Consider the following 21,801-nt stretch of genomic DNA (forward strand, 5'->3'; position numbering starts at 1 on the left):
CCCCCTCGCTCGGCCCGCGCCCACTGCCCGGCGGTCCTCCATCGTGACCGATCCGGCCCCCTCCGGAAGACCCCGCACGCGCGGCGGACGGGGAGGGGCTCGGCCGGGTCACGTGCCGACGGGGAACCACGGAAACGGAATTGGCCCTGTCGACGGCGGCGGGCCGTTCCCGAGACTGGCCCCATGAACAGCGAACGCGATCACTCCGCCGCCGGCGGTCTCCGTCCCGAGACCCTCGCCGTCCATCCGCCCCGGGTCGAGATCACCGGCAGCGTGCCCCTCGGCGTCCCCCTCCACCAGGGGCACGTCTTCGGCTTCGAGTCCGCCGACGCCCTCGCCGACTCCATGCAGTCGGGCGGGTCCTTCCTCTACAGCCGCATGGGCAACCCCACCGTCCGCACCCTGGAGGACGCGGTCGCCCGCCTGGAGGGCGGCGCCGGCGCGCTCTCCTTCGCCTCCGGCATGGGCGCCATCAACGCCGTCCTGTTCGGTCTGCTCTCCGCCGGCGGCCACGTCATCGCCCAGCGCTGCCTGTACGGCGGCACGTACGCGGTCCTCACCGACCTCGCGGAGCGCTGGGGCGTCGAGGTCACCCACGTCTCGGGCACGGACCCGGCGGAGGTCGCCGCCGCGCTGCGGCCCACCACCCGCCTCCTCTACCTGGAGACCATCGCCAACCCCACCACCCGCGTCTCCGACGTCCCGGCCCTCGCCGCCGTGGCCCGCGAGGCGGGCGTCCCGGTCGCCGTCGACAACACCTTCGCCTCCCCGCTGCTCTGCCGCCCGCTCGCGCTCGGCGCCGACCTGGTCGTCCACTCGGCCACCAAGTACCTCGCCGGCCACGCGGACGTCCTCGGCGGCGTCGTCGTCGCCGACGACCCGGAACTGCTCTCCCGGCTGCGCCACTTCGCCGTCGAGGCGGGTGCCAGCACCGACCCCTTCGCCGCCTGGCTCACCCTGCGCGGCATGCAGACCCTGTCCCTGCGGATGGAGCGCCACTGCGCCTCCGCCGCCGAGATCGCCGGCCGGCTCGCCGGGCACCCGGCGGTGGCCGCCGTCCGCTACCCCGGCCTCGCGGGCCATCCGGACCGGGAGCTCGCCGAGCGGCTGCTGCCGGACGGTGCGGGCGGCGTGGTCTCGCTGGACCTCGCGGGCGGGCGGGACGCCGGCCGGGCCTTCGTCGAGGCGGTCCGGCTGGCCTCCCTCTCGGTCTCCCTCGGCGACGTGAAGACCCTGGTCATGCATCCGGCGTCCACCTCGCACCGCCAGCTCGACGCCGCCGCCCTGGAGGCGGCCGGCATCGGCCCCGGCACGGTCCGCCTCTCGGTCGGCATCGAGCACGTCGAGGACCTGTGGACGGACCTGGAGCAGGCCCTGGGCAAGGCGTCCGCGCTCTAGGAGCGTGCGTGCGGGCGCGGACAGGGGCGCCCGTGACCGACACGGCGGCAGGCACGTCGGTGGGGACAGGGGCCGGACACCGGGTGGCCCCGATCGGCGGTGGTCCGGCCGGGGGCTTCCGGGGCGGCGGGGCGTCAGGAGGTGACCGCGCGCCCCGTTCCGTCCGCCGCCAGGCGCCGGGCCTCCGCCAGCGCCTCGGCGACCGCCGCCGGGATGTCCGTCACCGGGAAGCGCGCGTGCCGGACCGTGCGGTCGCGGTCCAGGACCAGGACGACCCGCTTCAGGCGCAGCAGTTGCCCGGCGCGGAAGGTGGGCAGCCGCAGGGCGGCGGCGAGGCGCAGGTCGACGTCCGAGAGGAGCGTGAAGGGCAGGCCCTCCTCGACCGCGAACACCCGCTGCTCGTCCGGGCGCTGGGTGCTGACGCCGTGCACTTCCGCACCCGCGGCGCGGAAGTCGTCGTACGCGTCCCGGAAGAGGCGGTTCTCCAGCGTGCAGCCGACGGTGCCGGGGATGCCCGCCCAGCCCTCCGGCAGGGGGCCGGGGCTGCCTGTCGCCGGATAGCAGAACAGGACCGTGGCGGCTGCGCCGGCCACCGGGTCCACCGGCGCGCCGTCCCGGTGGCCCGGCAGCTCCAGGCGCGGCAGTCGCTCGCCGACGAGGGCCGCCACCCGCCGCGCCTCCGCGCCCGTCCCGTCGGCGGTGCCGCTGAGCGAACCGTCCCCGAAGATCCAGCGGTCCGCCCAGTCCTGCATCGACAGCAGCACCGGCAGCAGCCCCCGACCGCTCTCCGTCAGCCGGTACTCGTGCCGCACGGGCCTGTCCTGGTAGGGGACCTTCTCCAGGACCCCCGCCTCCACCAGGTGGGCCAGGCGCTCGGTGAGCACCTTCCGGGAGATGCCCAGCTCCTCCTGGAGGGCGTCGAAGCGGTGGTGCCCGCGCGCGGTCTCCCTGACCAGGAGCAGGCTCCACCAGTCCCCCACCACTGCCGCCGCCTGCGCGATCGCGCAGGCGGCGTCCCGCTCGGGCACCGATCTCATCACAGCGTCTCCACTCCTGCGCGCACGGCGGCCGCTCCTGGGGACCATCTTGCGCCATGAGGTCAGTTCCCTATAGAAACTCACTCGGAACCAAAAGGTTCCCGAAAGAGACTGACCAGTTCCGGGGGTGGTCGCCGCATGGGCGGGGCACGAACGATTCCTCAGCAGGACCGACACGACGACGTGCCGGACACCTCGCCGCCGGGCGTCTTCTGGCGGTTCTGGGCCGCCTCCACCACCAGCGGCGCGGGCACCGCCGTCACCGCGCTCGCCCTGCCGCTCGTCGCCCTCACCGTCCTCGACGCCACCGCCTTCGAGGTCGCCCTGCTCGCCGCCGCCGGACAGGTCTCCTGGCTGCTGCTCAGCCTCCCGGCCGGCGTCGTCGCCCAGCGCGTCCCGCTGCGCCGGCTCCAGGTCGCGCTCGACCTGGTGCGGTGCGCGGCGCTCGGGTCGCTGCCGCTCGCCTGGTGGCTCGGCACCCTGACCTACCCCCACCTGCTGTGCGCGGCGCTCGTCACCGGCGCGGCGACCGTCCTGTTCGACATCGGCAACTCGACCTTCCTGCCCGCCGTCGTCCCGGCCCGGGAGCTGGCCGCCCGCAACAGCGTCATGTCCGGCACGCACTCCGTCACCGACACCGCCGGCCCCTCCCTCGGCGGCGTCCTGATCGGCGTGACCGGACCGGTCGGCGCGCTCGTCGTGGACGCCGCCAGCTACCTGGCCTCCGCCGTGCTGCTGCGCACCCTCCCCGAGGGCCGCCCCGCGCACCGCGGCGACGAGAGCGCGCTCCGGCTGATGCGCGAGGGGTGGCGGTACGTCACCGGTCACCCGGTCATGCGGCCCTGCATGATCTGGGCGACCGCCGCCAACTTCCTCAACGCGGCCCTCCTCGCCCTCACCCCCCTCTACCTGGTCCGCGAGGCCGGCTTCGGTCCCCTGGAGCTCGGCCTCGTCCTCGCCATGGACGGGGTGGGCGGTCTCGCCGGCGCCGCTGTCGCGGTCCGGGTGACCACCCGGCTCGGGACCGCGCGGGGCATCATCGTGGCCGACCTGGCCGGTGGCGCGCTGCTCCTGCTCGCGCCGCTGACCACGTCGGGGCAGGACGCGTACTGGTTCGCCCTGGGCAACGCCGGCTTCGCCTTCGGCACCGTCATCGGCTCGATCACCACCCGCACCTACCGGCAGACCCAGTCGCCGCCGGAGCTGCTCTCCCGCGTGATGGCCACGGTCCGCTTCGTCTCCTGGGGCGCGCTGCCGCTCGGCGCCGTCGCCGCCGGTCTCCTCGCCACCCGCTTCGGCGCCCACACCGCCCTCTGGGCCGTCTGCGCCGCCGCCCTCCTGCCCCCGCTCTACCTCTTCACCACCGGGGTGGGCCGCCACCGCGACCTCGTCCGGCACGCCGGCGCCGGCCCGGCGGCGCCCCGCCCCGCGTCCTGACGGGCTCCCGGGCGGAGCCCCGTGCCCGTCCTCAGGAGGGGGCGTTCCCGGAGTCCTCCGGCGTCTCTTCGGTCCGTTCGCCGGCCCCCGCGAGCACCGCGTCGAACTGCGCGCCGGCGAGGAGGGCCAGGTTGCCGAACCACAGCCAGACGAGGAAGACGACGATCCCGGCCAGCGAACCGTAGAGGCGGCTGTAGGTGCCGAACTGCGTGTAGAGGGTGAAGAGCGCCGAGGCGCCGAGCCACAGGAGGGCCGCCAGGACGCCGCCCGGGTAACCCCGGCGGCCGCCGCGGGCCCGGGCGGGACCGGTCCGGTAGAGGACGAGGATCAGCCCGGTGACGATCACGAGGAGCACCGGCCACCGCAGGACGGCCATGGAGTCCGCGTCGGGGTGGCCGGTCGCCACCGCGAGCCGGCGGACCACGGGACCGGTCGCGACCAGGCACGCGGCGCCCGTGACGAGCAGGGCCAGCAGCGCGCCGGCGGTGAGGACGAGGACGTGTGCCGCGCGCAGCGGCGGCCGCGTGTCGGGCAGCCGGTGCATCGCATACAGGGCGCGGCGGAAGACCGCCAGGTAGCTGGAGGCCGACCACAGGGCGCTCAGGACGCAGGTGACGATCAGCGGCCACAGCGAGGACGGCGCCGAGGTGAGGCCTTCCAGGGTCTCCCGGAGCACCTGGGCCGACTGGGGAGGGAGGTAGGAGGTGAGGTCGCGGATGAGGCGCTCGCGGGTGCCGGTGCCGGCCAGCCCCACCAGCGAGACCGGGACCAGCAGGGCGGGGACGAGCGCCAGCACCGCGTAGTAGGTGAGCGCCGCCGCGTGGTCGGCGACGTTGTCCTCCCAGAGGCGCACGGCGGTGGTCCGCAGGAGCGGGCCCGCGCGTCCCGGCAGGCCGGCGGGCCGGTTCCCCGGGGTGCTCCGTCGCGTGCGGAGAGTGTTCGAGGTCACGGTGGTCTCCTGCCCGGTGCGGCCGTTCCCATCCGCCGCTTCCCGGTGACCGCCGGCGGGGTCCGCCCCGTACGGCCGGGCGCCGGCGGTCCTCGTCCGGCCCCACGGGCGCGGGGCGTGGTCCGCGGGCCCCGCGGCGGAACCGTCCGCGTACCCGTCGGACGGCGGGGCCGGCCCCGGCCCGGCCCCGCCGTGGCGGACGGGTCCGCCGCCCGGCTCAGCACAGGCGCAGGCCCGGGACCTGGTTCTCGGGGACGTTCAGGTAGATGTTGGTGAGGTAGCCCCCGTACTGGGGCAGGTAGACCCACCAGTCGTTGGTGTAGGGAGGGATGCTGACCTCCTGGCCCCGCTTCTGGCAGGAGACCAGGACCTCGACGCCGGCGGGCAGCGCCGTCAGCTTCCGGGACTCCGTGGTGGCTTCCGCGCGGACGTTGACGCCGCTGCCCCACGTGCCGATCCACGTCCCGGCGGGGCGCGTGGCTCCGGGCACGTCCAGGGAGCGGGTCAGCCGGCCCAGGTCGGTGTACGCCTTGCCGTACGAGGTGCCGCCCGGGTGCAGGGTGAGGACGGCCACGATCGTGCGGTCCCCGGTGCCGACGGTGCCGGTGGTGTGCAGGGCCGGCCGGGCGAGGTCCACGTCCGCGGCGGCCGGACCGCCGGTGCGGGCGGCCGGTGCGGCGGCGATCGGTGGTGCGGCCCCGGCCGGTGATGCGGCCGCGGCCGGTGTGGTGCAACCGCCCGAGTCGAAGCCCGACCAGCCCTGCTTGACCGCCCAGGGACGCTCGAAGGCACCGGGAACGCCGAAGTGCTGGTCGTAGCCGTCGGCGGCGCAGCGGGTCGAGGAGCGCAGGGCGCCCATGACGTAGTCGCGTACGGGGGCGGGCGCGGTGTCCAGCAGGTACCGGTAGGTCCTGACGGCGTCCCGGGCCGAGAGCGCGGTGTACCCCCAGTATCCGGGGTGGGTCGCCGGGGGGCGGGAGGTGTCGGTGAGGCCGAGCCTGCGCACCATCCGGTCGATGATCGCGCCGCCGCCGTTGACGGTCCAGAAGTGGCCGGCCGCGGCGTCGTCGCTGGCGCGCAGCATGGCGTCGACGCGTGCGCGGTCCTGCGCGCCGAGCGCGTCGGGTCCGCGGTCGCCCAGGAGGTCCAGCGCGATCAGGAGCTTGACCACGGAGGCCGAGCGGAAGGGCAGGGACGGGTTGACCTGTTCGGTGAAGGAGCCGGAGGCGCGGTCGAAGACGGCGACACCCGCGGTCACTCCGGACGGCACGTCCGCACGCCCGGTCGCGGGCATCGGATGGGGTGACGGGAGGGCCGCGGCCGGCGGGGAGACCGCGAGGACCAGCGCCGCGAGCGCCGCGAGGACGGCGGCGAGCGGGCCGGCCTGGGCCGGCCGCCCCCACGGGCGGCGTCGTGCGGAGGAGGAAGGCGTACGGGATCGTGTACGGGACAGGGTCATGGATCGTCCAGACGTGCGCAGGCCTCGCACGCGAGGCCTGACCGGAGGGTCGGTGGGCCGGAGCGCCCACTCCCGGGAGCGCGGTCCTCCGTGGGGTGCGGTGCCGGTGTTCCGGCTCCCGCCCCACGGCGGACCTCAGGGGTGCGCCGGTGCCGGCGGTGCCGGCGGATCACCACCAGTCGACGCCGTTCCGGGTGGCGCAGCGGACGACGCCGTCGGAGGCGAGCGAACCGCACACCCGGAACTGGTACTGGGGGTCGGTGCTGGTGCGCTTGAAGGGGGTCGTCAGGCTCTGGCCGTGACTCTGGACGGTGAAGGGGCCGCACTGGAGCCAGGGGCGGACCGGCCATTCGGGCCTGCCCCCGTCGTCCCAGCCGGCGGCCCGCCAGTCCATCCACACCTTGTCGCCCGGACGGGTGGGGCCGCTGATCTTCCCGAAGCCGATCTGCTGGTCCCCGTACACCCCCTTCTCCAGGGTGATGACGACACCGCCGCCGAGGTCCAGCCTGCGGGGCTTGTCGGTGTCGCCGGAGGCGTTGTCCGGGTGGTCGCGGAAGCCCCGGGCGCCGCCCGTGCAGTCCGACGCGGCGGCCCGCGCCGGGGCGACGGGCCCCGTGACGGCCAGGCCGGCCGCGACGGCGCACACCGCGGCGAGGGAGGCGAGGACGGAAGGCAGTGGACGCATGTCGAGGATGCCCTTTCGGTGGTCGGTGGTCGGTGGCCGGCATGCGATGACCGGTGGTCGGTGGCCGGCATGCGGTGGTCGGTGGTCGGTGGCCGGCACGCGATGGCCGGTGGTCGGTGGCCGGCATGCGGCGGTCGGTGGTCGGTGGCCGGCACGCGGCGGTCGGTGGTCGGGGTGTCAGCCGCGCCAGACCTTCACGTAGGTGACCGCGTCGTTCAGCGCGGCGCCGACGTACGACACCTGCCCGGTGAACGAGCCGTTGCCCCGCGGACCGCTCAGATACGACGTGTTGCAGCCGCCCATCACCTGGAAGGAGGACAGGTTGTTCGACCACCACGTGCTCGGCGTGAAGCTGTAACCGGCCGCGTCGCACGGGCCGTCGTAGCCGTAGACGCGGTCGTACACGCCGCCCCAGTCGCCGTGCTCCGCCCAGAGCATGAGCTGGGTGGCGCCGGCCGGTGCCGCCCGCTCGGCGCGTTCGCCCGCACCGGGTCCCGAGAAGCAGGTGCGGCTGCGGACCGTCGACTCCCCCTCGCCCCGCTCGACGCCGTTCAGGACGGTGACGCAGTGGGTGGCTCCCGCCCGCTGCCCGGCGGCCGTCGCCGCGGGCGCCGTGACCCCCAGACAGGCGGTGGTGCCGAGCACGGCGGCGAGCAGCGCGTGGCGGCGACGGCGGGCCTGCGGCGGCGCGTCGACGGGCGCGGCCGCCGCGGCCGATGTCTTCGCGAACATGGGCGATCTCCCCGTGGGACCGGCGGACCCCGTGGTCCGTCCGCCGCCGATCATGGCGGGAACCCTCCGGGGCGGACCATGGGGAGAAGTGCGTATGGACGGCGGCGGGTTACCGTGGGAAGGCACAGCCCGCGGGGACGTCAGGGGTGGCCGTCATGTCGGACCGGTACGCACGCATGCTGGACCTGGCGGTCGAGGTGATGAGCGCCGAAAGCCCCGAGTCCGTCTGGCCGATGCTCACCGAGGAACTGCTGGCGGCGCTCGACGGGGAGCTGATCGTGGTCAAGGAGGTGCCCTGGACGCGCGAGCGGGGCAGCGTGGTGATCCGGTCCCCCCGGCGCCTGCCGGAGATCGGCGCCGGTGACGACCCGGTGCAGGAACACATCCGCTCGGGGTACCCGTTCATCGACCGCTACGGGGCCAGTGGCGACTGGACGCCACAGAGCGCCGCACGGGTGGTGGGGGCGCGGACCTGGCGGAGCAGTCCGACGGCCGACGCCCTCCACCAGGCGTTCGGGACGCGGCACGTGTTCGGCCTGCCGCTGCCGGGACGCGGGCCGCACGTCAGCGGGTTCCTGGTGCACCGCTCCGGCGGCGACTTCTCCCGGCACGACGAGCGGTACGCCACACGCGTCCAGCCGCTGCTCACGGCCGCGACGGCCCACCGGTCCCTCCTGTCGGCGCTGCGGGCGGCTTCCGGGAGCGAGCGCAGACGGCAGGCCAACCGCTCCCTGGCGGCACCGCTGACCCCGCGCGAGACGCACGTGCTGCACCTCCTGGCCACGGGGCTGACCGCCGAGGTGATCGGACGCAGGCTCGGCATCTCGCCGCGCACCGTCCACAAGCACCTGAACGCGCTGTACCGGAAGCTGGGGGCCGCGGACCGGCTCGGCGCCGTGCTGCGCGCCCAGGACGCCGGCCTGCTGCCGCGCCCCGGCGACCGGGCCGGCTGAGTCCCGGTCGCCGTTCCCGGACGGCTCGCCTCCCGGGTCGGACGGCAGGCATCGTCCTCGCCTTCCGGGCCGAGGCGGGCTCCGAGCCCCTCCCGGAGAGCGCCGGTCACCGGATCGGGCGTCACGGGGCGCGTGGCCGAGGCGGGGAAGCCGGGCCGGGAAGCGCGGGACGGGGCCGGTGCCCGGCATCGGCCGGTGGACGTGACCAGGCGGGCGATACGCCACGGCAAGATCGCTGGGCTACCGTACGGACCGGCTCGCGACAGCGCGAGCCGCCCGGCCCCTCCCGCCCTGCCGCACGGCTCGGCTCCTTCGCGCGGACCCGCGCGCGGAGCGCCGCCCGTGGCACGGTCCCCTTCGAATCGGTGTGAGCAGACGACATGAGCGATGACACCCTCTGGAACGTCCTGCTGGACGCCGTCCGGGAGGCCCCCGAGCAGCTGACGGTGCACGTGCGCGGCGATGGGACCGAGCTGGCCGTGACGTACCGGCAGTTGCTGGCCGACGCCCTGCGGGTCGCCGGCGGGTTGCGGGCGACCGGGGTGGAGCCCGGCACCTGCGTTCCCCTGCTCGCCGAGCGGAGCGAGGACTTCCAGGTGATGTTCTGGGGGCTGATCGGTGCCGGGCTGGTCCCGGTCCCGCTCGCCGCGGACGCCCGCCGGGTGGGGCCGGTGTGGGAGCACCTGGGCCGGCCGCCGCTGTTCGTGGACGCGGCGGGCGAAGAGGTGGCGCGCGGCCTGCCCGCCGGGGCGGAGGCGGTCGTGCTCCGGGTGGACGGACTGCCGGACGGCGGCGCACCGGACGCGGCCGAGGCCGAGGCCGAGGGGACCGGACCCGGTGCGCCGCCGTCCGACGCGGCCGGGCCCGGCACGGCCGTGCCGTGCGGGCCGGACGACCTGGCGTTCGTGCAGTTCTCCTCGGGCAGCACCGGACAGCCCAAGGGCGTCGAACTCACCCACGCGGCGGTGACGGCCAACCTGCGCCAGATCGTGGCCGTGTCCGATCTGGGCGAGGCCGACGTGGTGGTGAGCTGGATGCCGTACTTCCACGACATGGGTCTGATCGGCACGCATCTCGCCCCGCTCGCCGCCCGTGCGCGGCAGGTCAAGATCGGGCCCCTGGCGTTCGCCCGGCGGCCGGGTCTCTGGTTCGAGACGGCCACCGCCCACCGCGCCACGCACCTGTCGGCCGCCAACTTCGCGCTCGCGCTGGCCGTCCGGCGGATACCGGACGCGGACATGGCCCGCTTCGACCTCAGCAGCGTGCGCCGGGTGGTCGTCGGGGCCGAACCGATCTCCGCCTCCGTCTGGCGCGATTTCGTCCGCCGCACGCGGCGCGCGGGACTGGAGGCGCACGCCCTCCAGCCCGTCTACGGGCTGGCCGAGGCGACCCTCGCCGTGACGTTCCCCCCGCCGGGCGAGATCGCCGTACCGCTGGCGGTGGACCGGGGGGCGCTCGGCCGCGGCCGGGTGGTGGAGGTCTCCGGGATTGCCGGGGCCTCCGGGGATACCGGGGTCTCCGGGACTTCCGGGGTTACCAGGGCCTCCGAGTCCTCCGAGGGTGCCCGGACTTCCCGGGTTTCCGGGGCCCTTGACCCGGCCGGTACCGCCGGTACCGCCGGTACGGCCGGTGACGTCGTCGAACTCATGGACCTCGGCCACCCCGTGCCCGGCTGCTCCGTGCGGATCGTCGGTGACGGCGGACGGGTGCTCGGGGACCGCCGCGTGGGACACGTCGAGGTGCGCGGGCCGCAGCTCGCCCGCGGCTACCGGGGGCTGCCCGACGCCACCGCCTCGGCCTTCACGGCCGAGGGCTGGCTGCGCACCGGCGACCTGGGCTTCCTGCGGGACGGGCGGCTGTGCGTCAGCGGCCGGCACAAGGACGTCCTCTTCCTGAACGGGCTGAAGTTCCACGCCGCCGACCTGGAGGAGGTCGCCGCCGGCACGCCCGGGCTGCCGCCCGGAACCGCCGCGGTGGTGGGCTCCACCGACCCCGCCACCGGCCGCGAGCGCGTGCTGGTGTGCGTCGCCTGGGCCCGTCCGCCGCGCTCGGCCGACGAGGTGCTGCGGCGGGTCGCGGACCGGGTGGGCGAGGCCCTCTTCCACGACGACGTGCGGGTCGTCGCCCTGCCTCCCGGCCGGTTCCCCCGCACCACCAGCGGCAAGATACGCCGCCACGTGCTGCGGGACCGCTTCGAGGCGGGCCGCTACGCCCGTGTCGTCACCCGCACGCCGGGCGGGGCGGTGGCGGCTCCGGCCGGGCGCGGAACGGACGGACGGGGCGTGCCCCGGTCGCGGGCGGCGGCCGAACGGGCGGTGCGCGAGGTGTGGGCCGGGGTGCTGGGACTGCCCGTGGAGCGGATCGGCGCGCATACGCCGTTCCGGGCGCTCGGCGGCACCTCGCTGAAGGCGATGGAGCTGCTGGCCGCACTGGAGGACGCCTTCGGCCGGCGGCTGGAGGTGGCGGTGCTGCGCGAGGGGGCGGACACGGTGGCCGAGGTCGTCGATCGCCTGTTCGCCGGAACGGGGCCGCGGCCGGAAGCGGAGGAACGGGCCGGGACGCGGCCGGGTGAGGGCGCGGGGGCGGAAGGCTCCGGCGCGTCCGGCCGGCAGGCGGACGGCACGCTCGCCGTGGTCGGTCTCGCCTGCCGCCTCCCGGGAGCCGCGACCCCCGAGGAGTACTGGCGGCTGCTCGCCGAAGGACGGGACCTCGTCACCCCCGTACCGCCGCACCGCTGGGAGGGCGAGGAGCTGCCCGAGGCCCGGTGGGGGGCCTTCCTGAAGGACCCGGCGGGCTTCGACTCCGCGCGTTTCGGGATCGGCGACGAGGAGGCGCACGCCCTCGACCCGCAGGCCCGGCTGCTGCTGGAGCTGGCGCACGAGGCCCTGGAGCGGGCCGGGTACGCCGGTGAGCGTCGTCGCGGCCACCGCATCGGCGTGTTCACGACGGCCGGGGACAGCGGCTACCGGGACCTGCTGGAGCGGGCGGCCCGCCGGGACGGCGCGGGACTGCCGCCCGCCGCGCTGACCGGGAACCTGCCCAACCTCCTCGCCGCCCGGATCGCGCAGAGCTTCGACCTGGACGGTCCGGCCCTGGTCGTGGACACCGCCTGCTCCTCCGCCCTGGTCGCCCTCCACCTGGCCCGCCGCAGCCTCGCGGACGGCGAGTGCGACATCGCCCTCGTCGGCGGCGTCAACCTCCACCTCACCCCGACCGCGCACCGCGCGCTGCACGCCGCGCAGGCCCTGTCGCCGACCGGCCGGAGCCGCGCGTTCGGCGTCGGCGCGGACGGCTTCGTGCCCGGCGAGGGCGGTGCGGTGCTCGTCCTGCGGCGGGCGGCGGACGCCCGGCGGGCCGGCGACGACCTGCTCGCCGTGGTCCGCGGCACCGCCGTCAACAACGACGGCACCTCGCTGAGCCTGCTGGCGCCCAACCCCGCCCGCCAGCGCGAGGTCGTCACCGCCGCCCACGCCGCCGCGGCCGTCGACCCGGCCGAGGTGACGTACGTCGAGGCGCACGGCACCGGCACGGCCCTCGGCGACCCGGTCGAACTGGCGTCGCTCGCGCACGCCTTCCCGCCCCTGCCCGACGGACGCGCGCGGCTGCTGGGCTCGGCCAAGTCCAACATCGGCCACCTGCTGAACGCGGCCGCGCTGCCCGGTCTGGTCAAGGTGGTGCTGGCGCTGGGCCACGGGCAGGTCCCGCCCTCGCTGCACGCCGATCCGCCCGCCGCACCGGTCGCCGGATCCGGGTTCCGGGTGCCCGGCCGTCTCGTCCCCTGGCCCGCGCCCCCCTCGGGGGGTCCGCTCGTCGCCGGCATCAACGCCTTCGGCTTCGGAGGCACCAACGCGCACGCCGTGCTGGAGCAGGCGCCCGCGCCGGCCCGCCGTACGACCCCCGACCGGCCGGCGGACGGACCCCACCTCCTCACGCTCTCCGCCGCCACGCCACCCGCACTGCGCACCGCGGTACGGGACCTGTCGGCCCATCTGGCCGCCCATCCGGAGATCACCGAGGCCGACCTGTGCCTGACCTCGGGGACCTCCCGCGACGCCGGCCCCCACCGGCTCGCGCTCGTCTGCGACGGCGACGTACGGACACGGCTGGCCGGCCTCGCCGCGGCGGACCGCGGCACCGACCGGCCGGCGACGGCCACGGCGCCGGGTCACACCGGCAACCGGTCGGCGACGGCGACGGGCGCCCCTGTCGAGCAGCTGCCCACCGCGCCGGGCGTGTCCGCCGGCACCGTCCGCGCGCGCCCCCGTCTCGCCTTCCTCTTCCCCGGCCAGGGCGCCCAGCGACCGGGCATGGCGGCGGGTCTGTACGCCACCGCGCCCGTGTTCCGGCACACCCTCGACGAGGCGTCCGCGTGCCTCGGTCCGCTCCACGGCCGCACCCTGACCGACTGGTGCACCGACCCCGGCGTCGACCCGGCCGACCTGGCGCGGACCGAGGTCACCCAGCCCGTCCTGGTCGCCTTCGCCGTGGCGCTCACCCGTCAGCTGGGGGCCTGGGGCGTCGTTCCGGACGCCGTCACCGGTCACAGCGTCGGCGAACTGGCCGCCGCCTGCGCGGCCGGTCTGCTGGAGCTGTCCGACACCGTCCGCTTCGCCGCCGAGCGGGGCCGGCTCCTCGCCGAGCTGACCGGGCGGGGCGCGATGGCCGCCGTGCGCGGGGCCGACGACACCGTGGACGCCCTGGTCGCCGCGTCGGACGGCGCGCTCGCCGTCGCGGCCCGCAACGCCCCCGGCCGGCTGGTGCTGTCCGGTACCGTGCGCGCCGTCGAGGACGCCGTGGCCGAGCTGACGGGGCGGGGCGTCACCGCGCATCGGCTCCACGTCACGCGCGCCTTCCACTCACCGCTGATGGAACCGGCCGCGCGGGCGCTGTACGACGCCGCCCGCGCCCTGTCTCCGGGGACCGCGCGGGTGCCGTTGCTGAGCACCCTCACGGGCGACTGGGCACCGGCTCCCGACGCCTCCCACTGGCGTCGGCACGCGCTGGCGCCGGTGCTGTTCGGGGCCGCGGCACGACGACTGGTCGAGGACGGCTTCGACACCTTCCTGGAGATCGGGCCCGGCACCGATCTGCCGGGGGCCGTGCGCCTGGCCGCCGTCGGGCGGCCCGGCCCGGCGCCGGTCGCGCTCTCCGCCCTGCCCGCACGGCACGGGAAGGAGGGCGGGGGCCGGGACGCGCTGCTGCACACCGTCGCCCGGCTGTGGACGCGCGGCGTCGCCGTCGATCACGCCGCGCTCGCACCGGCGGGGCGCCGCGTGCCCCTGCCCACCTATCCCTTCCAGCGGCGGCCCCACTGGCCCGGCCCGGACGCCGCCCGACTGCTGCACCGGGTCGTCTGGGTGCCCGCACCGCTCCCCGGCGCCCCGGGGCCGGTCCGGCCGGCTCCGGTCACGCTGGTATCCGGGCCCGACGGCGAGGCGGTGCGGGAGCTGTCCGCGCGGCTGGCCGAGCACGGGGTGCCGGTGGCCGGGGCGGGATCGGAGCCCGCGCACACCGTCGTCCACCTCGCGCGGCGGGCGGACGACGACACCGGCCCGGACGCCGCGGCCGCGTTCCGGGACACGCTCCGGCTGTTCGACCGGGCCGGGGCGAAACGCCTGCTGCTGCTCACCGAGGACGCGCACCGCACCGGCGCGGAGGGCGAGGCGGTACCGCGGCCCGGGCAGGCCCTGCTCACCGGTCTCGCGCTCGCGTTCCCGGCGGAGAGCGGGGGCGCGGAGCTGGTCTGCGCCGACCTGTCCTCGGAGGAGACGCCGGAGCGACGGCTTGCCTTCGTCCTGGCCGAGTTGACCGAGGGGGCCGAGCGGGCCGAACAGGCCGAGCGGATCGAGCGGGCCGAGCAGGGCGCGGCGGGCGGCGAGGTGGCCGTGGTCGCCTGGCGCGGGGGTACGCGGCTGCGCCGGGGGATCGAGCCCCTGCCCCACGACGCCTCGGCGGACCGGGGCGACCAGGCGGGCCCGTTGCCCGCGGACGGCGTCTACCTCATCACCGGTGGCGCGGGCGGTCTCGGCTCCGCGCTCGCCCGGGACCTCGCCGGGCGCGGCCGGCCCACCCTCGTCCTCGTCGGCCGCTCCCCGCTGCCCCCGGCCGCGCTGCTCGCGGAGCTCGGCGCACTCGGCGCCGACGCCCGCTACCGGCAGGCCGACGTCACCGACGAAGGACGGCTCGACGCCGTGCTCTCCGAGGTCCCGGCGTTCGACGTCGTGTTCCATCTGGCGGGGGTGGCCGTGCCCGGATCGTTGCGCGGCACCGGCCGGGACGACACCGGCCGTTCCCTGGCCGCCAAGACCCTCGGCACCCGGTCGCTGGCCCGTGCCCTGCGCCGTCACGGGCACCGCCCGGCGCTGTGCGTGGCCTTCTCCTCGGTGGCCTCCCTCCTCCCCGGCGCCGCGGGCGCGCTCGGCGACTACGCCGCCGCCAACGCCTCCCTCGACGCCTTCGCGGCGGCCGAGCGTGCCGCGGGCCGCCGCTGGCTCGCGCTGAACCTCGGCGCCGTCGCCGGTACGGGGCTCGCCGCCGCGGCGGCGGAGCGCGTACCCCTGCGTGCCGGCGGCACGCCGCTCGCACCGGGCGAAGCGCTGCGTGCCGTACGGGCGGCCTGCGCGGTCGACGCCGCACAGCTGGTGCTCGCCGACCTCTCCGACCCCGCCGGGCCGGCTGTCCCCCTCACCCCTGTCAGCCCCGCCGTCCCCCTCACCCCTGCCGTCCCTGTGGTCCCTGCCGCGCCCGCCGTCCGCGGCCCCGGCGGCGGCGGTCCCGAGTCGCCGGTGCTCCTTCCCCGGGGACAGGCCCCCGCCCCGGACACCGCGGCCGGCACCCGTGCCCTCGTGCGCACCCTGCTGGCCGAGGCGCTCCGCCTTCCCGCCGAAACGGTCGACGAGGACGCGGCCTTCCTCTCCCTCGGGCTCGACTCGCTCACCGCGGTCGACCTGGTCCGGCGGCTGGAAGGGGCACTGGGCCGGGAGCTGCCGGCCACGCTCTTCTTCGAGTACCGGACGGTGCGGGAGCTCTGCGTCCACCTCGACGCGACCCTCGCGTCCGGCTCGGACGGGAGCACCGCCCGGGCAGCCGGCACGGAGGGCACCACCGCCATGGGCGCCCCCACGGGCAACGCCGCGCAGGGCGCGCCGTTCCCCCTCACCCCCGTCCAGCTGGCCCTGTACACCAGCAGCGTCCTCCACCCCGGGACACCTGCCCGCGGCTGGGTGCGGCAGACCGTCCGCGGGCCCCTCGACCCCGGCCTGCTGCGCCGCGCCCTCGGTGCGCTCGCCGAGCGGCACGGCATGCTGCGCGTGCGGGTCGGACAGGACGGCGGCACCGGGGACGGCGGCCCCTTCCCCCTGCCCCACCAGACGGTGACGGCGGGCGCCGACACCGCCGCGTGGTTCGAGACGCGGCCGTGCCCCGAGGGCGAGGGGGTCCTCGAAGCCCTGGAGACGGAGCTGGCCAACCGGCCCCTGGACCTCACCCGCGAACCGCCCCTGCGGGCGCTGCTGCTGACCGAGGGGGCCGGAACGGCCCATCTGGTCCTGTCCGTCCACCACGTCGCCGCCGACGGCTACAGCCTCAACGTGCTGTGCACGGAACTCTGGACGCTCTACACCGACCTCGCCCTGGGCCGCGTCCCGGCGCTGCCGCCCGCCCCGGACTTCGCCGCCCACGCCACGGGCGGGCGGCCCGCCGTCCGCACCGAGGACACCGCGTACTGGACGGCCCGGCTGAGCGGCCGCTCCCCGATGACCCTGCCGTACGACGGCCGTCCGGGTCCCGACGGGGACCCCGGGCCGCTCGTCGCCGAGCACCGCGTCCTGGACGAGGAGCTCGTCGCCCTCCTGCGCGAGCGGGCAGCCGGCTGGAACGTCTCCCTCTTCCACCTCCTGCTCGCCGCCCACGCCCGCTGCCTGGCCCGGTGGAGCGGACGGCGCGAGCTCGCCGTCAACGTGGCCCGCGCGGGCCGCGACACGCGGCTGCCGGGACTCGACCGGCTGGTCGGCCCCCTCGCCGACACCCTGCCGCTGCTGCTGGAGGCCGATCCGGACGAACCGCTCGCCCGCCTCGCCGAGCGCGTGCGACTGGCCTGGCTCGCCAGCGAGCGGCACTCCACGGTCGGCAGCCTCGACGTGGCCCGGATGCTGCCCGGCGACCTCCCGGGACCGCGTACCGTGAGCCCCGCGAGCTTCAGCTTCGCCCGCTTCCCCGCGGCCCTGGACCCGGACTGCCCGGTCGGGGCGAGGCCCACCGCCGCGGGCACCGGCTCGGCCGCCACCCGGCTGAGCCTGCTCTGCTGGGAGGACGGGCCGCTGCTGCGGCTGTCCTGGAACTTCCCCGAACGCCTCTTCACCCCCGCGACGGTCGCCCGTCTCGCCACCGCCTTCGAGCAGGAGCTGCGCGGACTGCGGGAGCCCGCGGAAGCGCGGGAGCCGTCCGAACGGCCGGAGCTGCCGGAGCCGTCCGAACAGCCTGAACGACCGGAGCTGACGGAACCGCGGCGGCCGGGTGGCCCGCCCGCCGGCCCCCTGCCCGGTCCGGCCGGCGCGGGCCGGTCGACCGTGGTCGGCGGGCTGCTGGAGCGGTTCCGCGCCGCTCCCGACGCGATCGCCGTCGACGACGGCCGACTCGCCCTGACCTACCGGGACCTGGAGGCGGCCACCGGCGCCCTCGCCCGGCGGCTCCGGGAGAACGGCGTGCGCCGGGGGGATCTGGTGGGCATGCTCACCACTCCCGGCCCCGGCACGGTGACCGCCGTCGTCGGCATCCTCCGGGCGGGCGCCGGCTGGGTGCCGCTGGACGCCGAGTACCCGGCGGCCCGCCTGGCGGAGCAGACCGGCCGGTGCGGAGTGCGGGTCGTCGTGCACGACGACCGGACCGAGGCCACCGCGCGGGCGCTCGCCGGACTGACGGCCGTCCCCGTCGCCGCACCGGTCTCCGCCGCGGACGACGGGACGGCAGTGGACGACGGGACGGCCGAGGACGACGGGACGGCGGGGGACGGAGCCGACGAGGCGGCCGACGCCGACGCGACGGCCTACGTCATCTTCACCTCCGGCTCCACCGGCCGCCCCAAGGCCGTGCCCATCACCTTCCGCGCCATGGAGAACTACCTCGACTGGGCCTCCGGCACCTTCGCGTACGGCCCCGGCGACCGGCTCGCGAACACCTCCTCGCCCTGCTTCGACGCCTCCGTGCGGCAGTTGCTCGCACCGCTGCTGACCGGTGCCACCGTGGTGACCGCCGACCGCGACCTGGTACGCGATCCGGAGCTGCTGCTGCGGCACGTGGCCCGGGCCCGGATCACCGTGTGGAGTTCGGTGCCGTCCCTGTGGGAGCGGCTGCTGACCGCCGCGGAGGACCTCGTCCGGCGCGGCGAGCCGCTGCCCGACCTGTCCGCGCTGCGCCTCGTCCACGTCGGCGGCGAGGTCCTGTGGGCGGACCGGGTGCGCCGCTGGTACGACCTGTTCGGTCCGGGACAGACGGTCGTCAACCTCTACGGGCCCACCGAGACCACCATCAACGCCACCTTCCACGTCGTCACCGAACGGCCGGGCGAGGAGGTCGTCGCGCTCCCCATCGGCCGTGCCCTCTCCGGCACCGAGCTGCTCGTCGTCGGACCCGACGGCGGGGCGCTCGGCCCGGGCGGCACCGGGGAGCTGCTGATCGGGGGCGTCGGCCTGTCCGCGGGTTACCTCGGCGAACCCGGCCTCACCCGGGAGGCGTTCACCGAGCGCGAGGGGCGCCGCTGGTACCGCAGCGGCGACCGGGTGGAGATGCTGGCCGACGGCGCGCTGCGGTTCGTCGGCCGTCTCGACGACCAGGTGAAGATACGGGGGCACCGGGTCGAGCCGGGTGAGGTGGAGGCCGTGCTGCGCGCCCGCGCGGACGTCGCGCAGGCGGTCGTCCTGGCCGGGGAGGAGCGGCTGGCCGCCTTCGTCGTGCTCCGGGACGGGGGCGCCGGCGTGGACGCGGTGACGCTGCGGCGTCATCTGGCGGCGTCGCTGCCGCCGTACATGGTGCCGGCCCGCATCACCCTTCTGGACGCCTTCCCGCTGACCGGCACCGGCAAGGTGGACCGGCGGGCTCTCGCGGCGGCGCGGGGCGGGACGGCGGCGGACACGCCGCGACCCGCCGGCGGCACCCATGGCACTCGTGGCAGTCACGGCAGTCACGGCACCAGCGGCACCGAGGAGCGGCTGGGACGCATCTGGTGCGACCTGCTCGGTCTCGACCGGGTCGGGCCGGACGACGACTTCTTCGAGCTGGGCGGTGACTCGCTGCTGGCGCTCCAGGTGTTCGCCCGGCTCGCCCGGCACGGCGGCGGCCCGCTGCCCCGGCCCACCGCCGTGTACCGGCACCGCACACTGGCCGCGCTGGCCGCCGCGGTGGACGGGGCGGCCGCGGTGGACGGGGCCGAGACCGGGGCGCCCGCCCACGGCGACGGCGACCGTGATGCCGTGGACCAGGCCGGTACGCCGCCCTACCCGGTCACCCCCGGCCAGCGTGGTTTCCTGCTCGCCGAGGCCCTCTCCCCCGGTACCGGGTCGGCCTGGCTGGCGCGGCTGCGGCTGACCGGTCCGCTCGACCGGGACCTGTTCCAGCGGGCCGTGGACACCCTGGTGGCCCGGCATCCGATGCTGCGCACGGTCTTCCCGGCCGGGGCCCGGCCGCCGGTGCAGCAGGAACTGCCCGCGTCGCTGCGCCTGCCGGTCGACTTCGCGACCGTGTCGGGGCCGCGGGAGCTGGCGGAACGGGTCGAGGACGAACGGCGCCGCCGCTTCGAGCCGTGGGCCTGGCCGCTGCTGAGGCTGCGGGTGCTCACCCTGACCCCGCGCGAACACGTCCTCGTCGTCCACGCCCACCACGTGATCGGCGACGGGTACAGCGCCGCCCTGCTGCTCGGTGAACTGACCACCGTGCACGACGCCCTGAGCCGTGGCGTGACACCCGCGCTGCCCGAACTGCGCGGCACCTTCCGCGCGTTCGCGCGGCACCTCGCCGAGCGCGCCGCGGACGGGCAGACGGAGGACGGTGCGCGAAGCCGGCGGGCGGCCCTGTCCGCGCCCTACGCCAAACCGGTCCTGCGACCCGCACCGGACCACCGGACCGGGACGGAACCCTCCCCTTCCCCTGCCTCGTCACCGTCACCGGGCTTCCACTCCCACGGCTTCGTCCTGGACGCCGCCGTCACGGGGGCGCTCCGCAGGACCGCCGCCGCCGCGGGCGCCACCCTCTACGCGCCGCTGCTCAGCGCCTACCACGAGGCGCTCGCCGCCCGCACCGGCCAGGAGGACCTGGTCATCGGCGTGGCCGTCTCCGGGCGGGACCACCCCCTGCCCGACATCCACCGGGTCTTCGGGCCGTACGCCACCGCCGTCGCGGTCCGCCCCTTCGGCCCGGGTACCGGTACCGCGCCCGGAGACTTCGCGCACCGGACCCGGCGGATGGTGGAGGAGACGGTCGCCGCCCGCCTCCACGAGGACGTCGTCCCGCGTGACGCGAGCGGGCTGCCGCTGACGTCGCAGTTCTTCTTCACCTTCCTCGACTTCGGCGCGCTCGGGCCGCGGGGCGGGGACGTCCTGGCCGTGCGGTGGGACGACGACGAGGAGAGCGGCTTCACCCCGCCCGCCGCCGGTACCGACGTGTTCCTCGCGGCGCGACCCGACGGGGACCGCCTGCGGGTCACCGTGCGCGGCGCGGCGGCGGCCTTCGACGTGGTCGCGCTCGCCGCGTTCGCCGAGGGGCTGCGCGACCGGATCGTCCGCGCCGCGGCGACGGCGGGCGGCCGTCCCCCGGTCCCCCGGCCCGCGCGGCGGACCCCGCCCCCCGCGGGGCAGGACCTGGATGCCGCGCTCGTCGGCTATCTGCCCGCTCCCGCCCGGCTGGCCCGGCTCGCGGGACTGCCGGACACCTCCTCGGCCCGTGAGGACATCCGCCGTCTGCTCTTCCCGGACGGCGGTCCCCGGCTGCTGGAGACGACCTCCACGCCGCTGGGCCGGTCCGGCTTCGTCGCCCTGCCGTTGTTCGCCGACGAACTGGCCGGAGACCGGGCGTTGCCCGAGCACACCGTACGGGCCGTGCGCACGGCCGTCGCGCTCGGCGCCCGGTGCGTCTCCCTGGCCGGCATGATCCCTTCGCTGACCGGTTACGGCTTCGACGTGCTGCGCGCCGACCGGGCCGCGGCGGCGCGGGTCACCACCGGGCACGCGGCCACCGTCGTCTCCGTGGTGCGCACGGTGCACGCCGCGCTGGCCGCGACCGGCCGGGACCTGGCCGACCTGGAGGTGGCCGTCGTGGGACTGGGCTCGATCGGCGCCTCGTCACTGGACCTGCTGCTCGCCCTGGCCGAACGCCCGCCCGCCCGGCTGCTGCTGTGCGACGTGCCCGGCAGCGGTCCCCGCCTCGGGGAGCTGGCCCGGACGCTGCGGGAACGCGGGCTCGCCGGGGAGGTCGCCGTCCGCGTCTCCGACCCGGAGCTGCCCGACGCCGTGTACGGGGCCGGGCTGATCGTCGCGGCGGTCAGCGGACACCGCGCCCTCATCGACGCGGACCGGCTGCGACCCGGCACCGTCGTCGTGGACGACAGCTTCCCGCACTGCTTCGACACCGGCCGCGCGCTCGCCCGGATGCGGGAACGCGGGGACGTCCTCGTCGTCGGAGGGGGACTGCTGAGGGTCGGCGACACGCGGCGCACCCTGGCGGACGGGCTGCCCGCCGCGGTCGCCGCCGCCGAGGCCGCGGCCGCGTACGGGATCGCCGGCACGCTGGCGTCCTGCCGTGCGGAGTCCCTGCTGCACGCGTCCGGCGCGGACGTGCCGCTGGTGCGGGGGCTGGTCGACGGCCCCACGGCGCTGGCCTACTGGCGGGCCGTGGAGAGAGCCGGGGTCACCGCCGGCCCCCTCCATCTGCTCGGCCACGTCCTGGAACCGCTCGCGCTGCCCCTGCCCGGCCCCGTGACCACCGGCGCGAAGGACGCCCCCTGACCGACGGCACCGCTGCCCCGGCCGGCCACGGCCCGCGTCGCCCCGGGGAAGGACGTACGCGGGCCGGGCCGGCGCCCCGGCCGACCGGCCGGCCGGGGGGCGGCGTCGCACGCCCGGACCTCCGGGCCGCCGCCTCCCCTCGCGGGGGCGAGCGGCCCG

Annotated in this window: 9 protein-coding genes; 4 read left to right on the plus strand and 5 right to left on the minus strand. The window is 76.8% G+C overall.

Features of this window, described 5'->3' with window-relative positions:
- Positions 1-183 precede the first annotated feature (183 nt).
- A complete protein-coding gene (locus IE287_RS24755; protein ID WP_189851372.1) occupies positions 184-1,398 on the plus strand; it encodes a trans-sulfuration enzyme family protein in 1,215 nt (404 codons plus the stop codon).
- Between the two features lie 134 nt (positions 1,399-1,532).
- On the opposite strand, the gene IE287_RS24760 is transcribed toward IE287_RS24755, so the two are convergent.
- Positions 1,533-2,435: a winged helix-turn-helix transcriptional regulator gene (locus tag IE287_RS24760; protein ID WP_189851373.1), complete on the minus strand. Its 903-nt coding sequence runs from the start codon at positions 2,433-2,435 to the stop codon at positions 1,533-1,535.
- A gap of 138 nt (positions 2,436-2,573) precedes the next feature.
- Here IE287_RS24760 and IE287_RS24765 point away from each other — a divergent pair, with 138 nt between their 5' ends.
- Positions 2,574-3,872 (plus strand): MFS transporter, encoded by a 1,299-nt coding sequence (locus IE287_RS24765; protein WP_189851374.1) that lies wholly within the window; start codon positions 2,574-2,576, stop codon positions 3,870-3,872.
- A 31-nt stretch (positions 3,873-3,903) separates the two neighbouring features.
- Here the strand turns inward: IE287_RS24765 and IE287_RS24770 are convergent, their stop codons facing one another.
- From IE287_RS24770 to IE287_RS24785, 4 genes are all read right to left on the minus strand, one after another.
- Entirely contained in the window at positions 3,904-4,821 is a 918-nt protein-coding gene (locus tag IE287_RS24770) for a YihY/virulence factor BrkB family protein (protein ID WP_189851375.1), read from the minus strand.
- Between the two features lie 217 nt (positions 4,822-5,038).
- Entirely contained in the window at positions 5,039-6,280 is a 1,242-nt protein-coding gene (locus IE287_RS24775; RefSeq protein ID WP_373307893.1) for a hypothetical protein, read from the minus strand.
- A gap of 169 nt (positions 6,281-6,449) precedes the next feature.
- Positions 6,450-6,965, minus strand: coding sequence for a hypothetical protein (locus IE287_RS24780; protein ID WP_189851376.1), 516 nt, complete (start codon positions 6,963-6,965; stop codon positions 6,450-6,452).
- Positions 6,966-7,142: 177 nt separating this feature from the next.
- Positions 7,143-7,697, minus strand: a complete 555-nt coding sequence (locus tag IE287_RS24785) for a hypothetical protein (protein WP_189851377.1) — start codon at positions 7,695-7,697, stop codon at positions 7,143-7,145.
- Between the two features lie 155 nt (positions 7,698-7,852).
- Here IE287_RS24785 and IE287_RS24790 point away from each other — a divergent pair, with 155 nt between their 5' ends.
- Entirely contained in the window at positions 7,853-8,650 is a 798-nt protein-coding gene (locus tag IE287_RS24790) for a helix-turn-helix transcriptional regulator (protein ID WP_189851378.1), read from the plus strand.
- A gap of 380 nt (positions 8,651-9,030) precedes the next feature.
- The gene (locus tag IE287_RS24795) at positions 9,031-21,642 is read left to right on the plus strand and encodes a non-ribosomal peptide synthetase/type I polyketide synthase (protein ID WP_189851379.1); all 12,612 of its coding nucleotides are present in this window, start codon (positions 9,031-9,033) and stop codon (positions 21,640-21,642) included.
- The last annotated feature ends 159 nt before the right edge of the window (positions 21,643-21,801 follow it).

It is taken from the genome of Streptomyces omiyaensis (assembly GCF_014650895.1).
In the GTDB taxonomy this organism is placed as follows: Bacteria; Actinomycetota; Actinomycetes; order Streptomycetales; family Streptomycetaceae; genus Streptomyces; species Streptomyces omiyaensis.